Origin of the sequence: Mycobacterium colombiense (assembly GCF_003284935.1) — a bacterium.
In the GTDB taxonomy this organism is placed as follows: Bacteria; Actinomycetota; Actinomycetes; order Mycobacteriales; family Mycobacteriaceae; genus Mycobacterium; species Mycobacterium arosiense_A.
Genome location: NZ_QMEV01000005.1, coordinates 25,112 through 43,274 on the forward strand (window position 1 = coordinate 25,112; position 18,163 = coordinate 43,274).

10 protein-coding genes and 1 tRNA gene are annotated in these 18,163 nt (G+C 68.7%); 6 read left to right on the forward strand and 5 right to left on the reverse strand.

The window, feature by feature from the left end; translation table 11 throughout:
- The first annotated feature begins 276 nt into the window (after window positions 1–276).
- From DQP57_RS03990 to DQP57_RS04005, 4 genes are all read left to right on the forward strand, one after another.
- On the forward strand, window positions 277–1,515 hold the full coding sequence (locus DQP57_RS03990) for a GNAT family N-acetyltransferase (protein WP_112631758.1): 1,239 nt from the start codon (window positions 277–279) through the stop codon (window positions 1,513–1,515).
- A gap of 266 nt (window positions 1,516–1,781) precedes the next feature.
- A tRNA-Lys gene (locus tag DQP57_RS03995) sits at window positions 1,782–1,857 on the forward strand.
- Between the two features lie 139 nt (window positions 1,858–1,996).
- Window positions 1,997–2,263, forward strand: a complete 267-nt coding sequence (locus DQP57_RS04000) for a hypothetical protein (protein ID WP_112631759.1) — start codon at window positions 1,997–1,999, stop codon at window positions 2,261–2,263.
- A gap of 148 nt (window positions 2,264–2,411) precedes the next feature.
- Window positions 2,412–4,151 carry a DUF3556 domain-containing protein gene (locus DQP57_RS04005; protein WP_112631760.1) on the forward strand — a complete coding sequence of 580 codons (1,740 nt, stop codon included), beginning with the start codon at window positions 2,412–2,414 and terminating at the stop codon, window positions 4,149–4,151.
- Here DQP57_RS04005 and DQP57_RS04010 read toward each other — a convergent pair.
- On the reverse strand, window positions 4,138–4,365 hold the full coding sequence (locus tag DQP57_RS04010; RefSeq protein ID WP_007774063.1) for a DUF3618 domain-containing protein: 228 nt from the start codon (window positions 4,363–4,365) through the stop codon (window positions 4,138–4,140). The genes DQP57_RS04005 and DQP57_RS04010 overlap by 14 nt on opposite strands.
- Before the next feature lie 104 nt (window positions 4,366–4,469).
- Between DQP57_RS04010 and bcp the strand changes: the two genes are divergently transcribed.
- Window positions 4,470–4,943, forward strand: a complete 474-nt coding sequence (bcp, locus tag DQP57_RS04015) for a thioredoxin-dependent thiol peroxidase (protein WP_067350222.1) — start codon at window positions 4,470–4,472, stop codon at window positions 4,941–4,943.
- 52 nt (window positions 4,944–4,995) lie between these two features.
- Here the strand turns inward: bcp and DQP57_RS04020 are convergent, their stop codons facing one another.
- Window positions 4,996–6,360, reverse strand: a complete 1,365-nt coding sequence (locus DQP57_RS04020) for a cytochrome P450 (RefSeq protein WP_112631761.1) — start codon at window positions 6,358–6,360, stop codon at window positions 4,996–4,998.
- A 132-nt stretch (window positions 6,361–6,492) separates the two neighbouring features.
- On the opposite strand from DQP57_RS04020, the gene DQP57_RS04025 reads away from it, so the two are divergent.
- Window positions 6,493–6,933, forward strand: a complete 441-nt coding sequence (locus tag DQP57_RS04025) for a nitroreductase family deazaflavin-dependent oxidoreductase (protein ID WP_112631762.1) — start codon at window positions 6,493–6,495, stop codon at window positions 6,931–6,933.
- On the opposite strand, the gene DQP57_RS04030 is transcribed toward DQP57_RS04025, so the two are convergent.
- From DQP57_RS04030 to DQP57_RS04040, 3 genes are read right to left on the reverse strand one after another with little or no spacing between them, the layout of a single operon-like run.
- Window positions 6,930–8,255, reverse strand: a complete 1,326-nt coding sequence (locus DQP57_RS04030) for a dipeptidase (protein ID WP_112631763.1) — start codon at window positions 8,253–8,255, stop codon at window positions 6,930–6,932. The genes DQP57_RS04025 and DQP57_RS04030 overlap by 4 nt on opposite strands.
- Window positions 8,256–8,265: 10 nt before the next feature.
- Entirely contained in the window at window positions 8,266–8,664 is a 399-nt protein-coding gene (gene acpS, locus DQP57_RS04035; RefSeq protein ID WP_066862574.1) for a holo-ACP synthase AcpS, read from the reverse strand.
- Between the two features lie 25 nt (window positions 8,665–8,689).
- Window positions 8,690–17,944: a type I polyketide synthase gene (locus DQP57_RS04040; protein ID WP_112631764.1), complete on the reverse strand. Its 9,255-nt coding sequence runs from the start codon at window positions 17,942–17,944 to the stop codon at window positions 8,690–8,692.
- Between the last annotated feature and the right edge of the window lie 219 nt (window positions 17,945–18,163).

Sequence of the window (18,163 nt, forward strand, 5' to 3'; positions counted from 1 at the left end):
CGGCCGTCATTTCCACCGATGCGTCGGAGACGCACGCGTGCCTTATGCAACAGTAAGACGGCCGCGTTGGCGCAAATGATTCCGTCACACCGGTGATCTGCCTTACACCCCTGCCCCTACTATGACGGCTTGTCGGCGGCGTCACCATCGTCGTTGCGACGTTTCACCACCCCAGACTCGGGTACCGAAGAAGGGCGGCATTCCAGTAAACGAGCTTTGTTGGATTCGGCGTGCAAATCGCGAATTCAGCTGGGCCAGTAACGAATTGGATGAGCGATGAATACAACAAAGAACGCCATCAGGGTCAAGCATCCGACCGAGAAGGACTGGCAGGCCGTCTACGAGAACCAGGCGCGCGCATATGGGATTGCCGTGGACCCGCATGACGTCGCAGCCTGGACGCGGCGGGTCAACCTGCAAGACATCCTGATCGCCGAAGACATGTCCGATCCGGAAAATCCGCACCTGGTCGGAACTTCCCTTTACTACCCACTGCGGCTCACCGTGCCAGGGGGCGCCAGTCTCGACGCCGCCTGGCTGTCGATGATCGCAGTCGCGGCGACGCATCAGGGACAAGGAATCTGGCAACAGCTCAGCATCCAGGGCTTCGCAATACTGCAGGAGCGTGGTTATCCCATTCTTTGCGGCGTTCCCACCCAGCCAACGGTTTACGAAATCCTTGGAGCCGGAGTGGCCAGCTATGCCAGGACCTACGACATCGAGCCGCGTTTCACCCAGCTGCGCACCAAACCCGACCGAAATCGGGCTCGTGAGGTCGACGCATCCCAGGCGGCACGCCTGCTGCCCCCGCTCTACGAGCGGTGGCGCGCCATCACTCCGGGTGCGCTGAGCCGAGATGATGCGTGGTGGGACGACATCCTGGAAGACAGGATCACCCAGCGGGACAACGGATCGACGCTCAATTTCATCGTTCATCCGGACGGTTTTGCGACCTACCGCGTCGAGGGAGCGTCGCCGCACGCCTATCGGCGGCCATTCGGCAGCGTGATCGTCCAAGATTTCTGCGCGGTCACGAATGAAGCCCACGACGAACTGCTGGCGACTCTGGTGGGCTCCAAAACGTTTGACAACATCGTGATGGAGGTCCCCGTCGATGACCCGCTCCCACTCAAACTCAAAGACCAGCTCGCCGCGAAAACGGTAGGCATGAGCGATTTCCTGTGGCTGCGAATCATGAACGTGCCCGTCGCACTCGGCGCCCGCGGCTATTCGGCCGACGCCGACGTCGTCCTGGACATCACGGACCCGCTCACGGTCGCCGGTGGACACTTCCGGCTGCAGACACGCGATGGTGTCGGCGAGTGCACCCCGCACGACGGGCCCGCGGACGTCCAGATCAGCCTCGGTGATCTTGGGACCATCTTCATGGGGGCGCACCGCCCATCGGAACTTCACCGGGCGAACCGCATCACCGAGCTGAAGCCGGGCACGCTGCGCACGCTGGACGCCATGTTCGCCGCCGACCGGGTGCCTTACTGCGGCACGCTCTTCTGATAGCCGTGGGGCCACGATCAGGTTGCGGCGCAGACTGTTTCGGAGTCGTTGCGGGTGACGTGTCTCGCGCGGGCGGATCACCCGTGGCGGCGGCTCCGCCGCACCTCTGGCCCGCCCTCACGCGCCGCTGGTGCGCCCGCCGAGCTGGAGTGCTCCGACACAAGGGGTTCACTGGCGGCCGAGCGGCTATTCTGGGACGCGGTCGGGATTTCACGGGACGGCGGGACGCCTGTTATTGTCGCCTACGCGGTCTCGGCCGAGCACAAGCGCCGTTAGCTCAGTTGGTAGAGCAGCTGACTCTTAATCAGCGGGTCCGGGGTTCGAAACCCTGACGGCGCACCAGCTCACCGAATAGTTCGTTATTTGGTGGCTTCCGCACTTCAGGGGGTTGACCCGATGGGTAGCGATCTCCGGGCAATCCCTTTCCCAGTAACCCTGCGGGTCCTAGCATCGCTGCGGTGGGATTTTTCAGAGGGCTCGTGTGAAAACTGAGCTGAAGTGGGTCGAGCCGTTCGAGGGCCACTTCCATGCCAACATCGACGACCGCAGCGAGTACCGGGTCCATCTGGTCTCGACGGGCGGCTTCCGCGCCGAACGGGTCGATGACGGCTTCGTGCACCACGACCTGGGCCGGGCCGGCAGCGCCGCCGAGGCGCAGGCGATCTGTCAAGACCTGCACACCCGGGCCGTGCGGCGCGCAGCGTGGGAGGCCTACATGGCCGAGAACGACCCGCCCGGCTGGGAGTAGCCCCGACTACCCTCGCGCGGCGCCGCCCCGAATTTTGGCGTCGTATCCCGCCGCAACAGCCCCTCCGACAGGTAATTTCTTGCTGGCACCGGTTGGCGCCGACAGCGCCGACAGGCCCCTTGGGACATGCCGCGTCGAAGGAGCTGCAATGGGGTTCATCCGGCCCAACCTGCCCGTCGTCGACATGGCCGAGTGGACCACCCGCTCACGCGCCGAACGGATCGTGCCGATGGCACGCCACATCGCCGAGCACGGCTTCGGCACCCCGCTGGTGATGCACGTGATGTACGGCGTGAAGATCGCGCTCTACATCCTCGGCGGCTGGCTCTTCGCGTGGTCGACCTCCGGCATCGGCGGCTTCACAGCGGTCGGCGCGTGGTGGCCGGAGCCGATCGTCTTCCAGAAGGCCGTGCTCTACACGATGCTGTTCGAGGTTGTGGGCCTCGGTTGCTGCTTCGGGCCGCTCGCCGGGCGCTACTTCCCCCCGATGGGGTCGATCCTGTACTGGCTGCGGCCCGGCACCATCCGGTTGCCGCCGTGGCCCGACCGGGTGCCGTTCACCAGGGGCAGCACCCGGACCCCGCTGGACGCGCTGCTCTACGGGATGCTGCTGTTGCTGCTGGTGACCGCGCTGTTATCCGACGGCGGCGGGCCGATTCCCGGCCTGGGCACCACGATCGGTGTGCTGCCGCGGTGGCGGACCGTCGCGATCCTGGCGGTCCTGGCCGTGCTCAGCCTGCGCGACAAGGTGATCTTCCTGGCCGCGCGCAGCGAGGTGTATGCGCCGCTGGCGCTGGCGTTCCTGTTCGCCGGGGCCGACACAATCGTCGGCGCCAAAGTCGTGTTCATGGTGATCTGGCTGGGCGCGGCGACCTCCAAACTCAACCGGCACTTCCCATTCGTGATCTCGACCATGCTGGCGAACAATCCGTTCATCCCCTCGGGGCCGCTCAAGCGGTCGATGTTCAAGCACCACCCCGACGACCTGCGGCCCAGCGCGCTGGCGGGCTTCATCGCGCACTTCTCGACCGCGGTCGAGGGTCTGGTACCGCTGGTGCTCCTGTTCTCACACGGCGGTTGGCCGACGGCCATCGCGGCGTTCGTCATGATCGTGTTCCACCTCAACATCCTGCTGGCCTTCCCGATGGGCGTGCCGCTGGAGTGGAACGTCTTCATGATCTTCGGGGTGCTGTGGCTGTTCGTCGCGCACGCGCGCCTGGGGCTGTCCGACATCGCCCACCCGCTGCCGATCGCGGTCCTGTTCGCGGTGATGGCCGGCACGGTCGTCGTCGGGAACCTCTACCCGCGCAAGGTCTCCTTCCTGCCCGGCATGCGCTACTACGCCGGCAACTGGGACACCACCCTGTGGTGCGTGCGGCCGTCGGCCGACGAGAAGTTCCGCGTCGGCTCGCGCGCTCTGGGCCCGATGCAGCACCTGCAGCTCGAGCGGTTGTACGGCAGCAAAGAGGAGACCCTGATCCCGCTGCACCTGGCCCTGGCGTTCCGGGGCATGAACACCCACGGACGCGCGCTGCTCACGCTGGCGCACCGGGCCATGGCCGACTACGACGAGGACGACTACAACCTGTGTGAGGGCGAAGTCCTGTGCTCAATGGTGCTGGGCTGGAACTTCGGCGACGGGCACATGCACAACGAGTGCCTGATCGAGGCACTGCAGCAACGGTGCGGGTTCGAGCCGGGCGAGGTGCGGGTGGTGATCCTCGACGCTCAGCCCATCCACCAACAGCGGCAGGAATACCGGTTGGTCGACGCGGCGACGGGCGAGTTCGAACGCGGCTACTGCGACGTCGACGACATGGCCACCAATCAGCCCTGGGCCGACGACATTCCGGTGTACGTCCAGTCCGGGCGCGTCACCGATTCCTGACGCGCCGCACCGCCACTACCACGACGAGGGCCCCCACCCCCGCCAGCGACGCCAGCACCACGGGCTTCTGCACGAATCCGATCACCCGAACCTTCAGGTCGTCGGCGAGGCGCCGAGGATTCGCCCGCTCGGCAAGCGAGTCGACGGTGGCCGCCAGCTGGTCACGGGCGACGTCGATGTCCTGCTTGATGGCTTCGGGGTCCCGGTCCGCCACTGTGTCCTCCAAGTCGCCCGCTATCCGGCTCATGCACCTGCCCGAACTACCCTAGATCAGCTGGCGGTAACCCCGACGCTCCGGTGAACAGAAAGGGCCCCACCTTGACCGAGACCACGCGGCTTGCACCGGGCGACAAAGCGCCCTCCTTCAGCCTGCCCGACGCCGACGGCAACAAGGTCTCGCTGGCCGACTACAAGGGACGACGCGTCGTCGTGTACTTCTACCCGGCCGCCTCGACACCGGGATGTACCAAGCAGGCGTGCGACTTTCGCGACAGCCTGGCCGAGCTGAACGGGGCCGGCCTCGACGTCATCGGCATCTCCCCCGACAAGCCGGAGAAGCTGGCCAAGTTCCGCGACACCGAGAAGCTGACGTTCCCGCTGCTGTCCGATCCCGACCGCAAGGTCCTGACGGCGTATGGCGCCTACGGCGAGAAGCAGATGTACGGCAAGACGGTCACGGGCGTCATCCGCTCCACCTTCGTCGTCGACGAGAAGGGCAAGATCGCCGTCGCGCAGTACAACGTGAAGGCCACCGGCCACGTCGCCAAGCTGCGCCGCGACCTGTCCGTCTAGTGGCGATCGCGAGCGCGGCGAAGCCGGGCGAAGCGGGTCGCCACCATCCGGTCTAGCCGATGACGGCGGCCTCGGTGTACTCGGTGATCGGCCGGGCGACCCCTTGTTCGTCGCAGACCCACTGCAGCTTCTCCAGCGTCTCGTCGATCCCCGGGCCCAGCCGCGCTCCGGGCGTGAAGGTGGCCGGGAGGTGCTGCATGCCCTGGATCACGCCGATCGTCGGATAGTGCACGGTGCCCTCGGGGTCGCAGCGGTAGTCGGGCATCCGGTCGAGCACCGCCGTGAGCATCGACTTGAACACCACCCGCGCGACATTGGAACCGATACAGCGATGGATTCCGAGCCCGAAGCTGAAGTGCCGGTTGTTCTTTCGGCTCAGGTCTAGCCGATTCGGATCGGGGAACACCGCGGGATCGCGGTTGGCCATCGCCCAGGACAACCAGAGGCGATCGCCCTCCTTGAACCGCGTGCCCGCTATTTCGAGGTCGGCGGCGATCGTGCGCCCGTCGCCGGGAGCGGGCGTGAAGTAACGCAGGAATTCCTCGGTCGCCGAGTCGAGCAGCGTCTCCGATTCCCGCCTCAACAGTTCGCGCTGCTCGGGATTTTCGCCCAGCCATTCGAGTGCGTGCGCGGTCAGCGCCGTCGTCGTGTCGAAACCCCCGCCGATGATCAAGCCCAGCATCCCGAGCAGTTCGGCGTCGGGCGCGGGTTCTCCGTCGATCTTCAGCCTCGCGAGCGCGTCCACGATGCCGGGTCGCGGGTTCTCGCGGATCTCCAGGAGATGGTTGAACAGGTCCGCCCCCATCGCCATCGTCTGCTCCAAAACCCTTGGGGCGTCCGGGGAATCGGCGGGGGTGTAGACGTTGGCGTGGGCCGGCTCGCAATACAGCTGCCACTTCTTCAGCGGAACGCCCATGATCGCCAGCGTCAGGACGGCGGGCACGACGTTCGCGAGATCGTCGACGAAGTCGATCCGGCCGGTTTCGATCTTCTCGTCGATGCTGGCCCGCACGATCTCGTCGACGAACGGCTTCCAGCGCTTGACGGCCGCAGGCGACAGGTAGGGGTTGAGGATGCTGCGGTACGCGGAGTGCTCGGGTTCGTCCATCTCGAGCATGCCACCGCGGACGCCGGTGCCCTGCGGCAGCGTGGGAATCGTGATGCCCTTGTACCCGGTGCCTTCGCCGGTCACGTCGTGGTCGTTGGACACGTGCGGGCAACGAGCGAGCTCGAAGACTTCCCGGTTGCCCGCGGCGACCCAATGCCCGTCGTAGGTGTCGGTCCACGCCACCGGGCACCTGGCGTGCATCTCCTCGGTGATCGCGGTGAACCGCTCGCGGTACTCCGGGGTGTGGCGATCAAAGTGGTAACGATTGGTCTTGCGGGCGTCTCCGGTCAGGGTGTTTTCCGTGCTCACGGTCGCGTCTCCTGCGGACGAGTGGCTGCGTGTAGAAGCAGTATGCCGCGAGACTGCCGGTCTCGTTAAGCATTCTGGGGACCAGTCGGCCCAACTGGTAGAGATCCCGCCGACTCAGCAATACTGACCGCCATGAGTTCCCTCGCCGAGAAAACGCTCGCCGGATTGATCCGATTCCACGATCGCGTGTATCGGGGGACCCGCGGGTGGATCGGGCACCGGATGATGCTGATTCCCAGTCTGCTGCTGCACACGGTGGGTGCGAAGACGGGCGAGCCACGCACGGCGGCGCTGGCCTACGGCCGCGACGGCAACGACTACCTCGTGACGGCGTCCAACGGCGGCGCGCCGCGCTCGCCGGGCTGGTATCACAATCTGAAGGCTCGCCCCGACGTGGAAATTAACGTCGGCCCAAGGCGTTTTGGCGCCACGGCGCGACCGGTCCTGCCGGGCGATCCCGCCTACGATCGGCTCTTCAAGATCGTCAACAAGGTCAACAAGGGCCAGTACGCCAGGTACCAGGAGCAGACGTCGCGCCCGATCCCGATCGTGGTGCTGACACCCAAGCGCTAGCCCAGGTTGGCCAGCAGCAGCGCCTCGCTGATCGCCGCGCGTTCCAGCACGCCCAGGTGCAGGCTCTCGTTGACGCTGTGGGCCTGGGTTGCGGGGTCCTCCACGCCGGTAACGAGGATCTTCGCCTGCGGGAAGGCCTCGGCGAACTCGGCGATGAACGGGATCGACCCGCCCATGCCCATGTCGACCGGATCGCAGCCCCACCCCTGCCGGAACGCCTGGCGGGCGGCGTCGTAGACGCTGCCGGTGGCGTCGATCGCGTAGGGCTCGCCGATGTCGCCAGGGGTGACGCTGACGTGCGCACCCCACGGCGCATGCTGCCGCAGGTGCGCGGTCAACGCGTCCAGGTGTGCCGCGGCGTCCCCACCCGGCGCGACGCGCATGCTGATCTTGGCCCGCGCCCGCGGGATCAGCGTGTTCGATGCCTTCTCGATGGGGGTGGTGTCGATGCCGATCACGCTGATCGCCGGCTTGGCCCACAGCCGCTGCGGCGCCGAGCCCGAGCCGATTTCGGACACGCCGTCCAACAGTCCGGAGTCGGCACGCACCCGCTCGGGCGGGTAATCCACTGCGGCGGCGGTGCTTTCGTGCAGACCGGCCACCGCCACGTTGCCCTCGTCGTCGTGCAGGCTGGCCAGCAGCCGCACCAGCACGCTCAGCGCATCGGGCACCACGCCGCCCCAGATGCCGGAGTGCAGGCCGTGGTCGAGCGTGGCCACCTCGACCACGCAGTCGACCAGGCCGCGCAGCGTGACCGTCAGCGCCGGGATTTCGGTGCTCCAGTTGTCCGAGTCGGCGATGACGATCACGTCGGCGGCCAGCGCGTCGCGATGCGCGGCCAGCAGCCGGCCCAAGGACGGCGATCCGGATTCCTCTTCACCCTCGACGAACACCGTCACGCCCACCGGCGGCCGCCCGCCGTGCGCCCGAAACGCCGCCAAATGCGTTGCGATGCCGGCCTTGTCGTCGGCGCTGCCGCGCCCGTAGAGCCGGCCGCCGCGCTCGGTGGGCTCGAAGGGCGGCGAGAGCCATTGGCTGCGGTCGCCTTCGGGCTGCACGTCGTGGTGTGCGTACAGGAGCACGGTGGGCGCGCCGTCCGGCGCGGGGTGGCGCGCGATGACCGCCGGCGCTCCCCCTTCGCTGACGATCTGCACGTCGCCGAAACCGGCCTGCGACAACAGATCCGCGACGGCCTGCGCGCTGCGCTGTACCTCGTCGCGGCGGCCGGCGTCGGCCCAAACCGATTCGATGCGCACCAGGTCTTCCAGATCGCGCCGCACCGACGGCAGCAGTTCGCGGACGCGCTCAACCAGATCGCTCATGGGATCGAGGCTAGTCGGAGGTCGTCTCCAGGATCGCCACCGCGGCGGCGGTATCGCCCTCGTGCGTCAGCGAGACGTGAATCGTCACGTCGGCCAGGTGTTTGGCGATGTCGCCGCTCAGCCGGACCCGCGGGCGTCCCCACATGTCGGTGACCACCTCGATGTCGCGGTGGATGTCCTCCGGCAGCACCGGGCGCTGGGCGAACCGCGACCCCGACCACGCCTTGATCACGGCCTCCTTGGCCGCCCAGCGGGCCGCCAGGTGACGCGCCGCCGACGAACTCTTGTCCGACGCGTCGCGGCGCTCCCCCGGGGTGAACGTCTCGGAGAAGACGGTGCCCGGCTGGTCGACCTGCTCGGCGAAATCAGGGATGGAGACGAGATCGATCCCCACACCGACAATTCCCATGGGTCGCCAGGCTAACGGACCGACGTCATCCGGCGGAGACCTGGTAGGCGTCGCCGTCACCCAGGCGCGAATCCGGATTCAGCAGCATCGCCGCCTCCTGACGCTTCTCCGACTCGTCATGGTCGAAGCGACGGTTCGGCGGGCGCTCGTACATCGGCGCGCCACCGGCGATCGCCGACGCCAGCCGCCGCTGACCGGCCAGCAGACGCGCCTCCGCGCGCCGCTGGTAATCCGCGCGCTGCTGCGGGTCGAGCGCGGCGACGAACGCCTGCGGGTGCACCAGCGCCACCAGCCCCGAAACATGGCCGAAGCCAAGGCTTGTCACCAACCCGGCCTTGAGCGGGAACTTCTCCCCGAGCCGCAGCGTCTCGCGCACCCAGACGAAGTGGGCCGAGCCGGCCAGCTCGTCGTCGACGCAATCCAGGCTGCGGTTCGGTGGGATCACCCCGTCGCGCAGCATCTGGCACAGGCCCATCATCTGGAAGACCGCCGCGCCGCCCTTGGCGTGCCCGGTGAGGCTCTTCTGCGACACCACGAACAGCGGAGCGCCCTCGGAGCGGCCGAGCGAGTCGGCGAGCCGCTCGTGCAGTTCGGTCTCGTTGGGATCGTTGGCCAACGTCGACGTGTCGTGCTTGGAGATCACCGCGATGTCGTCGGCGCCCACCCCGAGCTTGTCCAGCGACCGAGCCAGCGCCGAATCCTTGCCGCCGCGACCGGCGCCCAGCGCGCCCAGCCCCGGCGCCGGGATCGACGTGTGCACGCCGTCGGCGAACGACTGCGCGTAGGCCACCACGGCCAGCACCGGCAGGCCCATCTTGAGCGCCAGGTCGCCGCGCGCCAGCAGGATGGTGCCGCCGCCCTGCGCCTCGAGGAATCCCAGCCGGCGACGATCGTTGGGCCGGGAGAACTTCGAGTCGTGGATGCCACGGCCGCGCATCATCGAGGTGTCGGCGGTGGCCGCCATGTCACCGAATCCGATGATGGCTTCTAGCGTCAGGTCGTCGAATCCGCCGGCGACCACCAGCTCGGCCTTGCCGAGGCGGATCTTGTCGACGCCCTCCTCGACCGACACCGCCGCGGTGGCGCAGGCGCCCACCGGGTGGATCATCGCGCCGTAGCTGCCGACATAGCTCTGGATGACGTGCGCGGCAACGACATTCGGCAGGACTTCTTGCAGGATGTCGTTCGGCTTGTTCCGGCCGAGCAGGTTGCCGTGATACATCGTCTGCATCGACGTCATGCCGCCCATGCCGGTGCCCTGCGTGCTGGCCACCAGGCCCGGGTGCACCCAGCGCATCAACTCGGCGGGGGTGAATCCCGACGACAGGAAGGCGTCGACGGTCGCGACGATGTTCCACAGCGCGACCCGGTCGGTCGAGCTGGCCATGTCCTGGCTGATGCCGAACACGGTCGGATCGAACCCGGTGGGAATCTGCGCGCCGACGGTCCGCGACAGCTTGGTCTTGCGCGGCACCCGAATCTCGGTGCCGGCCTTGCGGATCACCTGCCAGTCGCTGGAGTCGGGCACCGGCCGGATGATCGTGTGTTCCGGATCGAACTCGACGAAGGCGCGAGCGTCGGCCTCCGAGGACACCACGAACGCGAAGTCCTTGTCCAGGAACACCGACACCAGCAGCGGCGACGCGTGATCGGGGTCGATCGCGCCGTCGTCGACGAATTCACGGATGCCGCAACGCTCCACGACGGTGTCGTGATAGCGCTCGACCAACTCGGACTCGTCGACCAGGTCACCGGATTGCGTGTCGTACCAACCGGGTTGGGGGTCATCCTCCCAGCGGATCAAGCCGGTGGTCCAGGCCAGCTCCAACACGCCGGCCGCCGACAGTTCGTTGTCCACCTCCATCTCGAAGCGGGTCCGCGACGAGCCGTACGGCCCGAGCTCCGCGCCGCCGACGATGACCACCAGATCGGCCGGGTCCACGTCGAGGTCCGCCCATTCCGGGGGTGGCGCCGGGGTGAAGCCGCGCGGCGGGGCCGGCAGCGCGGCAATGGTGCCCTCGGCGGCGGCCTCGTCGGCAGACTCGTCCGACGTTGACGTGGCCTGCTCGCGGGCCTTGGCGGCAAGCTCGGCCATGTCGAGGTTGGCCTCGCCCAGCCCGCCGGTCAGGTCAGCCTTGATCGGCGCGCCCGCCGCGGCCACCTTGGACTCGACGTCGCAGAGCGCCAGCAGCATTGCCGCCATCTCGTCGGTGGAGTAGGTGGTGACGCCGGCCTCCTCGACCGCGTCGACGATGGCGTCGTTGTGGCCCATCAGTCCGGTGCCGCGGGTCCAACCGATCAGCGCGTGCGCCAGGCTGACCCGGGCCGCCCAGGACGACTCGGCGTGCCAGCGGCTCACCAAGGCGTCCAGCGCCGACTTGGCCTCACCGTAGGCGCCGTCACCGCCGAACATTCCGCGGTTCGGTGAACCCGGCAGCACCACGTGCAGCCGGGACGCGATGTCGCGCTCGGCGCCGATCTTCGACAGGCCACCGATGAGCCGCTGGACCGCCCACAGCAGCACCTTCATCTCCATCTCGGAGCGCGAGCCGGCCTCGGAGAGGTCACCGGCGACCCGCGGTGCGGCAAACGGGAACAGCAGCGTCGGGGTCTGCGCATCCTTGATGTGAATCGATTGCGGCCCAAGGCTTTCGGTCTGCTCGGTGCCCACCCATTCGACCAGCGCATCGATGTCGGAGTAGGACGCCATGTTGGCGGCCACCACCCACAGCGCCGCACCGTACCGGGCGTGGTCGCGGTAGAGCCCGCGGTAGAACGCCAGCCGCTCGTCGTCGAGCTTGGACGTCGTGGCGATGACGGTGGCCCCGCCGTCGAGCAGCCGCCCGACGACCGACGCGGCGATCGAGCCCTTGGAGGCGCCCGTCACGACGGCGACCTCGCTGCTGTACGGGCCCGGGTCCGGGTTCTCGGCGCCGGCCGCGATGCGGCCGTACAACGACGCGTGGATCTGGCGGCCCGCGGACAGGGCCTTGCCCTGCCACCAGGTGGCCTGGGTGGCCACCACATGGCCTGCGCCCTCGAACCTTTCGGACAGCTCCACCCACCGGGCATCGATGTCGCCCTCGTCGGCCAGCCACAGCTTGACCAGGTCTTCGCGCGCGCTGGCCCACCGGTCGTCGAACAGCACGGCCTTCTTCGGCTCGAACACCGGTGCCACCAGCCGCGGCCAGTCGGCGCCGAGTTCGGCGGTCACCAGGTCGATGAGCTCGGCGTCGGTGGCCGCCGGCGAGGCGCTGACCGGGTCGTCGAGGCCCAGCTGGTTGAGCACCAGGCGCGCCGCCGAGGCCAGCACGCCGTCGCGGCCGGTGATCTGCTCGGTGAATTCGCCCAGCGCGGCGGCGTCGATGGTCGCACCGCCGCCGCCACCGCCCGAAGACGGCAGCGCCACCGCGATCCCACGACGCGCCGCCACGGAAGCCACCGCGGCGTCAATCGCTTTGTCGACGGAGGCGGCGTCGGCCAGCGCGCCCTCGTGCAGGTGGCCCATGGCGCCACCCCGCACACTGGTGCCCTCACGGGTTCCCAGCGCGACCTCCACCGTGACGTGCTTGGCCCAGCCCTCGCCGAGCTCCCAGGTCTTCTTGACCCGCTCGGCGATGGCGGCCGGCCGCTTGCCGGAGGGCCCCAACACCGTGCGGAGCTGATCGTTAATGGCGTCGGAAAGCACTGGGCCGTAAGGCTTGTAGGTGCGTGCCAGCTTGGTTACCTGCGCGCGCAGCCCGGCCAGGTCGGCTTCGGCGGCGCCGTCGATGGCGCCCAGGTTCAGCTCCGAGCCCAGGTCCACCAGCAGCTGGTTGCGTCGCGACGACGCGCCGTCGGTGATGGATTCGATGGAGTCCAGCTCCTCGATCTGATCGATGCGCATCTTGGCCGACAGCGCGATCAGCGCCAGCGTGGCGTCGGCGGCGTCGAACACGAGGTCGTCCGGTCGTGCCGCACCCGACGGCGCCGTCGGCGCGGCGGGGACCGCCGGGGCCGCCGCGGACGCCTCCGGCGCCGACGCGCTCTCGGCGGGCGCCGCCGGCTCGTCTTCGGGCTCCGGCTCGGGGTCGGTGTCGGTGGCGAACAACACCGCCGCGTCGCGCTCGGCGTTGAGCACTTCGACTGTGCTGTGGGCATATTCGGGCAGCTTGAGGGTGTTGGTGGCCAGGCCCGCGACGGTCGGTGCGGACTTCACACCGATCTCGACGAACCGCTCCACGCCGAGGCCGCCGGCGGCCTCCTCGGTGAACAGCAGGTCCTGGGTTTCGATCCAGCGCACCGGGCTGGCGAACTGCCATGCCAGCAGCTCGATCAGGACGATGCGTGCCATCTCGATGCGCCGTTCGGCAAGCCAGGTGTCGTAGTCGGCGAGGATCGCATCCAGCGGCTCGGCGGGCACCAGGTCGCGGATCTCCTGAATGAAGTCGCGGTCCAGGGTGAACGGACGGGGCACCAGGTTGGGGATGTAGCGGCCGATGATGACGTCGGGATCCTTGTCGCGCGGCATCACTCGGTCCAGCGACCGCCGGAACTCCGCCACACCGACCCGCAGCACGCGCGAGTGGAAGGGCACGTCGATACCGGGCACCAAGATGAACGAGCGCTTGCCGCCGGTGATTTCGCGACGCCGCTCCACCTCTTCCTCGAGCGCTTCCAGGCCGCGCACCGTGCCGGCGATCGCGTACTGGGAACCGCGCAGGTTGAAGTTGACGATCTCCAGGAACTCGCCGGTGCTCTCTGCGATCCCCGCGACAAACCCGGGGACCTCGTCGTCGGGCAGGTCGATCTGCGACGGCCGAATCGCCGCCAGCCGGTAGTTGGACCGGCCCAGCTCATCGCGCGGCACGATGTCGTGCATCTTCGAGCCGCGGTGAAACACCGTCTCCAGCAAGGCTTCCAGCTCGTAGATGCCGGTGACACAGGCCAGCGCGGTGTACTCGCCGACGGAGTGGCCGCAGGCGATCGCACCCTCCACGAAGGCACCTTGCTCGCGCATCTCGGCGACCTGCGCGGCCGCCACCGTGGCCATCGCGACCTGGGTGAACTGCGTCAGGTACAGCACGCCCTCGGGGTGGTTGTAGTGCACACCGCTGGCGATGATGCTGGTCGGGTTGTCGCGCACCACGTGCAGGACCGAGAAGCCCAGGGTGTCGCGGGTGAACTTGTCGGCCTTGTCCCACACCTTGCGGGCGGCCTTGGACCGGGCGCGCACATCCATGCCCATGCCCTTGTGCTGAATTCCCTGACCGGGGAACGCATAGACGGTGTGCGGGGCCGCCAGGCGTGCCGTCGCCGACATCACCAGGTCGGATCCGACCTTGGCGGTGACCTCCAAAACCTCTGCGCCCTGGTCGATTCCGACACGGTCGACGCGGAACGCGACCTCGTCACCGGGCCGCACCATGCCCAGGAAGCGGGCGGTCCAGCCGATCAGCCGCGCCGGCGGGCGGGCCTGACCATCGGTGGCGGTCACCGCGTGCTGGGCGGCGGCCGACAGCCACATGCCGTGCACGATGGGCGATTCCAGGCCGGCCAGCAGCGCGGCGGCCCGGTCGGTGTGGATGGGGTTGTGGTCACCGGAGACGACGGCGAACGGACGCATGTCGACCGGGGCGGTGATGGTGACGTCGCGGCGGCGCCGACGCGGGGTGTCGGTCGCGTTCTGCGAGACGGCACCACCCGCGCGCGTCGGCTCGGTCAGTTCGGCGCCACCGGTGCGACCCAGGATGGCAAACCGCTCGGCGAGGGAGGCGATCACCTGACCTTCGGTATCGGTGATGGTCACCGAGACGGGAACGACGCGCCCCATGTCCGTGTCGATGGCCGCCGAAGCCGTTGCAGCGATTGTCAATTGCGACTGGACCTTCGGCAGCGCGCCGACCATGTGGGCGGCGTGATCCAGATGCACCAGGCTCAGCAGGCCCTCGACCACCGGGACGCCGGCGTCGGTGACGGCCGAGCCGATCGCCGAGAAGACGGCCGGCCAGCACGGCCCGACGAGCGCGTCGGGCACGGTGGTGAGGCTGGGCGCCAACGGTTCTCCGAAGGTGGCCGTCACACCGGTGTGATCGGCGACCCGCTCGGGGTCCCAGTCCACCGTGGCCGTGGCCGTGGCCGTGCCGTCGGTGACCGGGGGCAAGAAGTCCGGCCCGTCGACGCCGGCCGCGATGGCCAGCACCGCGCGCATGGCCGTGGCGGCGTCCTCGGTGGAGACCACGGGGGTAGCACCGTCAACGGTGTTGGGCGGCAACGTGAATGGAATGTCGATCCAGGTGCCCGACACCGGCACGCTGAGGACGACGCGGTCGCCTTCGACCTGCAGGCGGGCTCCGGTGGACGAATGGGTGGCACGGCGACTCTCGGGCCCGTCATGCACCAGCCACTCGACCGGGTCGGCGATCCGATGGACCGGGTTGATCGCGGTGCGACCCGCCCACTGCACGTCCGGGGCGTCCAGCACCACGGCCAGCGGTCCGGTCACATCGGCGCGGCCGGTACGGCGCGACGTGACGACCACCGGCTCGAGGCCGGCGGCGAGCGCCTCGTCGACGGCCGCCTGCTCGAAGCGGTCCAGCAGTTCACCGACGGGCTCGTCCATCCGGGTGATGCCCGCGACGGCCGCGGTGCCCGGGATGATGCACACCTGATCGGCGTCGTAGCGGGCGTCGTGCGCCTGCCACAGCGAGTCGCTGCGCCACCAGCGGCGCACGTCCTTGTCGATCACCGGCACGAAGTTGACCGGCTTGCCCGGCGTCTTGCACAGCGTGACGAAGAACGGGACGTCGGCCGGGTGCAGCTGCACCGACTCGGCGTCGGGGTAACGGTCGAGCAGCAGATCGATCGCCGCCTCGGGGTTCTCCAGCAGCGCTTCGTCGTTGAACAGCGTCTCGATGGGACCGAAATCCTGTGCGTGCAACCGGGCTTCGGCCCGCTGCAGCATCTGCTGGAAACGGTCGCGCCAGGTGTCGGCCAGCCAGGGGCTGCCCGGTGAAGCGGTGTCGGCGGTGGAGTCGCCGTCGCCGATGGCCAGCTCGACATAGCGCTGCAGCCACCGCAGGTAGGTCATGTCACCGACATCGCCGAAGTACGGCTTGGCGGTGTTGGCCATCGCCGCGATGATCTCGTCGCGACGCTGTGCGACGGCGTCCGCGTCACCGGCGACCTCGTCGAGCAGCCGGCCGCACCGCGAGGCGCTGTTGTCGATCTCATGGATGTCCGCGCCGAGCTGGCTGCGGCTCGATGCCATTCCGCCCGAGGCTTTTCCGGCGCCGATCCACTGGTCGGTGCCCTGGGTTTCGACCAGCATCCGCTTCACCGACGGCGACGTGGTCGCCTCCTTGGCGGCCATCGCCGCGGTGCCGACCAGGATGCCGTCGATGGGCATCAGGGGGAAGCCGTATGCCTGCGCCCAGCGGCCGGACAGGTATTCAGCCGCCCGTTCGGGCGTGCCGATGCCGCCGCCGACGCAGACGGTGATGTTGGAGCGCGACCGCAGTTCCGAGTAGGTCGCCAGCAGCAGGTCGTCGAGGTCTTCCCAGGAGTGGTGGCCACCGGCGCGGCCGCCCTCGATGTGGGCGATCACCGGCTTGGTGGACACCTCGGTGGCGATGCGGATCACCGAGCGGATCTGCTCGACGGTGCCGGGCTTGAAGACGACGTGACTGATGCCGACTTCGCCGAGCTCCTCGATCAGCTCGACGGCCTCCTCCAGATCCGGGATGCCGGCGCTGATCACCAGGCCGTCGATGGCCGCCCCGGACTGCCGCGCCTTTTGCACCAGCCGCTTGCCGCCGACCTGCAGCTTCCACAGGTACGGGTCCAGGAACAGCGCGTTGAACTGGTAGGTGCGGCCCGGCTCCAGGAGCTCAGCGAGCTCCGCGACGCGGTCGGCGAAGATCTCCTCGGTGACCTGCCCGCCGCCGGCCAGCTCGGCCCAGTGCCCGGCGTTGGCCGCGGCGGCCACGATCTTGGCGTCCACGGTCGTCGGGGTCATGCCGGCCAGCAGGATCGGCGAGCGGCCGGTCAGCCGAGTGAATTTCGTCGAGAGCTTGACCCGGCCGTCGGGCAGGCGGACCAGCGTCGGGGCGTAGCTTGACCAGGCCCGCGCCACCTCGGGGACGGCGCCGACGGTGAACAGGTTGCGCTGACCGCCGCGGGTCGCGGCCGGCACGATGCCCACCCCGAGGCCGCGAATCACGGGCGCGGTCAGGCGGGTCAGGATGTCGCCGGGCCCCAGGTCGAGGATCCAGCGAGCGCCGGCGTCGTTGACCCGGGTGATCTCCTCGACCCAGTCGACCGGACGCACCAGGATCGACTCGGTGAGTTGCCGGGCCAGCTCGACGTCCAGGCCGACCTTCTCGGCCCAGCCGCCGACGATGTCGATGCCGTCGGCCAGCCGGGGCGTGTGGAAGCCCACCTCGACCTGCACCGGATCGAAGACCGGCGAAAAGACGTCGCCGCCGCGCAGCTTGTTCTTTCGGTCGGCCTCTTCCTTCTCCGAGATCTGCTGGCAGTACAGCTCGAAGCGGGACAGCTGTTCCGGGGTGCCGGTGATGACGACCGAACGGCGGCCGTTGCGGATGGACAAGACGGGCGGCAGGACGGTGCGCACGTCCTGCGCGAACTCGTCGAGCAGCCGGCCGATGCGGTCGGGATCGGCGTTGGTGACCGACACCATGGGGGGGCGATCGCCGAGGACCGAGATTCCGCGCCGACGGGCCACCAGCGTCCCGGCCGCGCCGATCAGCTGGGCCAACGCCAGCAGCTCCACGTCGCGGGCACCCCCAGCCTTCAGCGCCTCGACGGCGAGAACTCCCTGGGAATGTCCGGCCACGGCCACCGGAGGCGTCGCCTTGAGGTCCATGCCCTGCCGCGCCAGCGCACGCACGGCCGCGATCTGGGTGAGCAGCACGCCGGGTATCGACACCGCGGCGGACGTCAGGTGCTTGTCCGAGGGGACGGGGTCTTCGGCCGCCAGCGCCCGCACCCAGGTCAGCGGCTCGAAACCGATCGGACGGACCACGACGAGCTCTTTGGCCACCGGCTCGAGGAGCAGGCTCACCTCACCGACCAGCGTTGCCAGGTCGGACTCGATGCCGGCCGCCGACACCAACTCTTCGAGCGTCTCCAGCCAAGCGCTGCCCTGGCCACCGAAAGCCACGGCGTAGGGCTCGCCGGCCGTCAGGCGGTCGACAAGGGCGTGGGTGTCCCCGGCTTGTGGGACCTTGCCCTGGCCGTCGCGGTCGGCGGACACCCGGTCGTGCTCGTGGATCGTCACCTTGTCTGTCTCCCCTGTATGCGTCTTTAGGTCTCGTCGTCTGGCGGTCACCACCGCCTGGCGGGGCTCTGTCGATGCGGCGTGGTTCGGCGTCGAATCACAGCCGGAAAAACGGCCGGCCGGTGCGTTGTCGGCGGACCGCCTCAGTGGTGCGAAGCGGCGCGACGGACTCCATCGGCTGTACTAAGAGTGTCATAAGGATCGGCGCTTGTTTCGCGT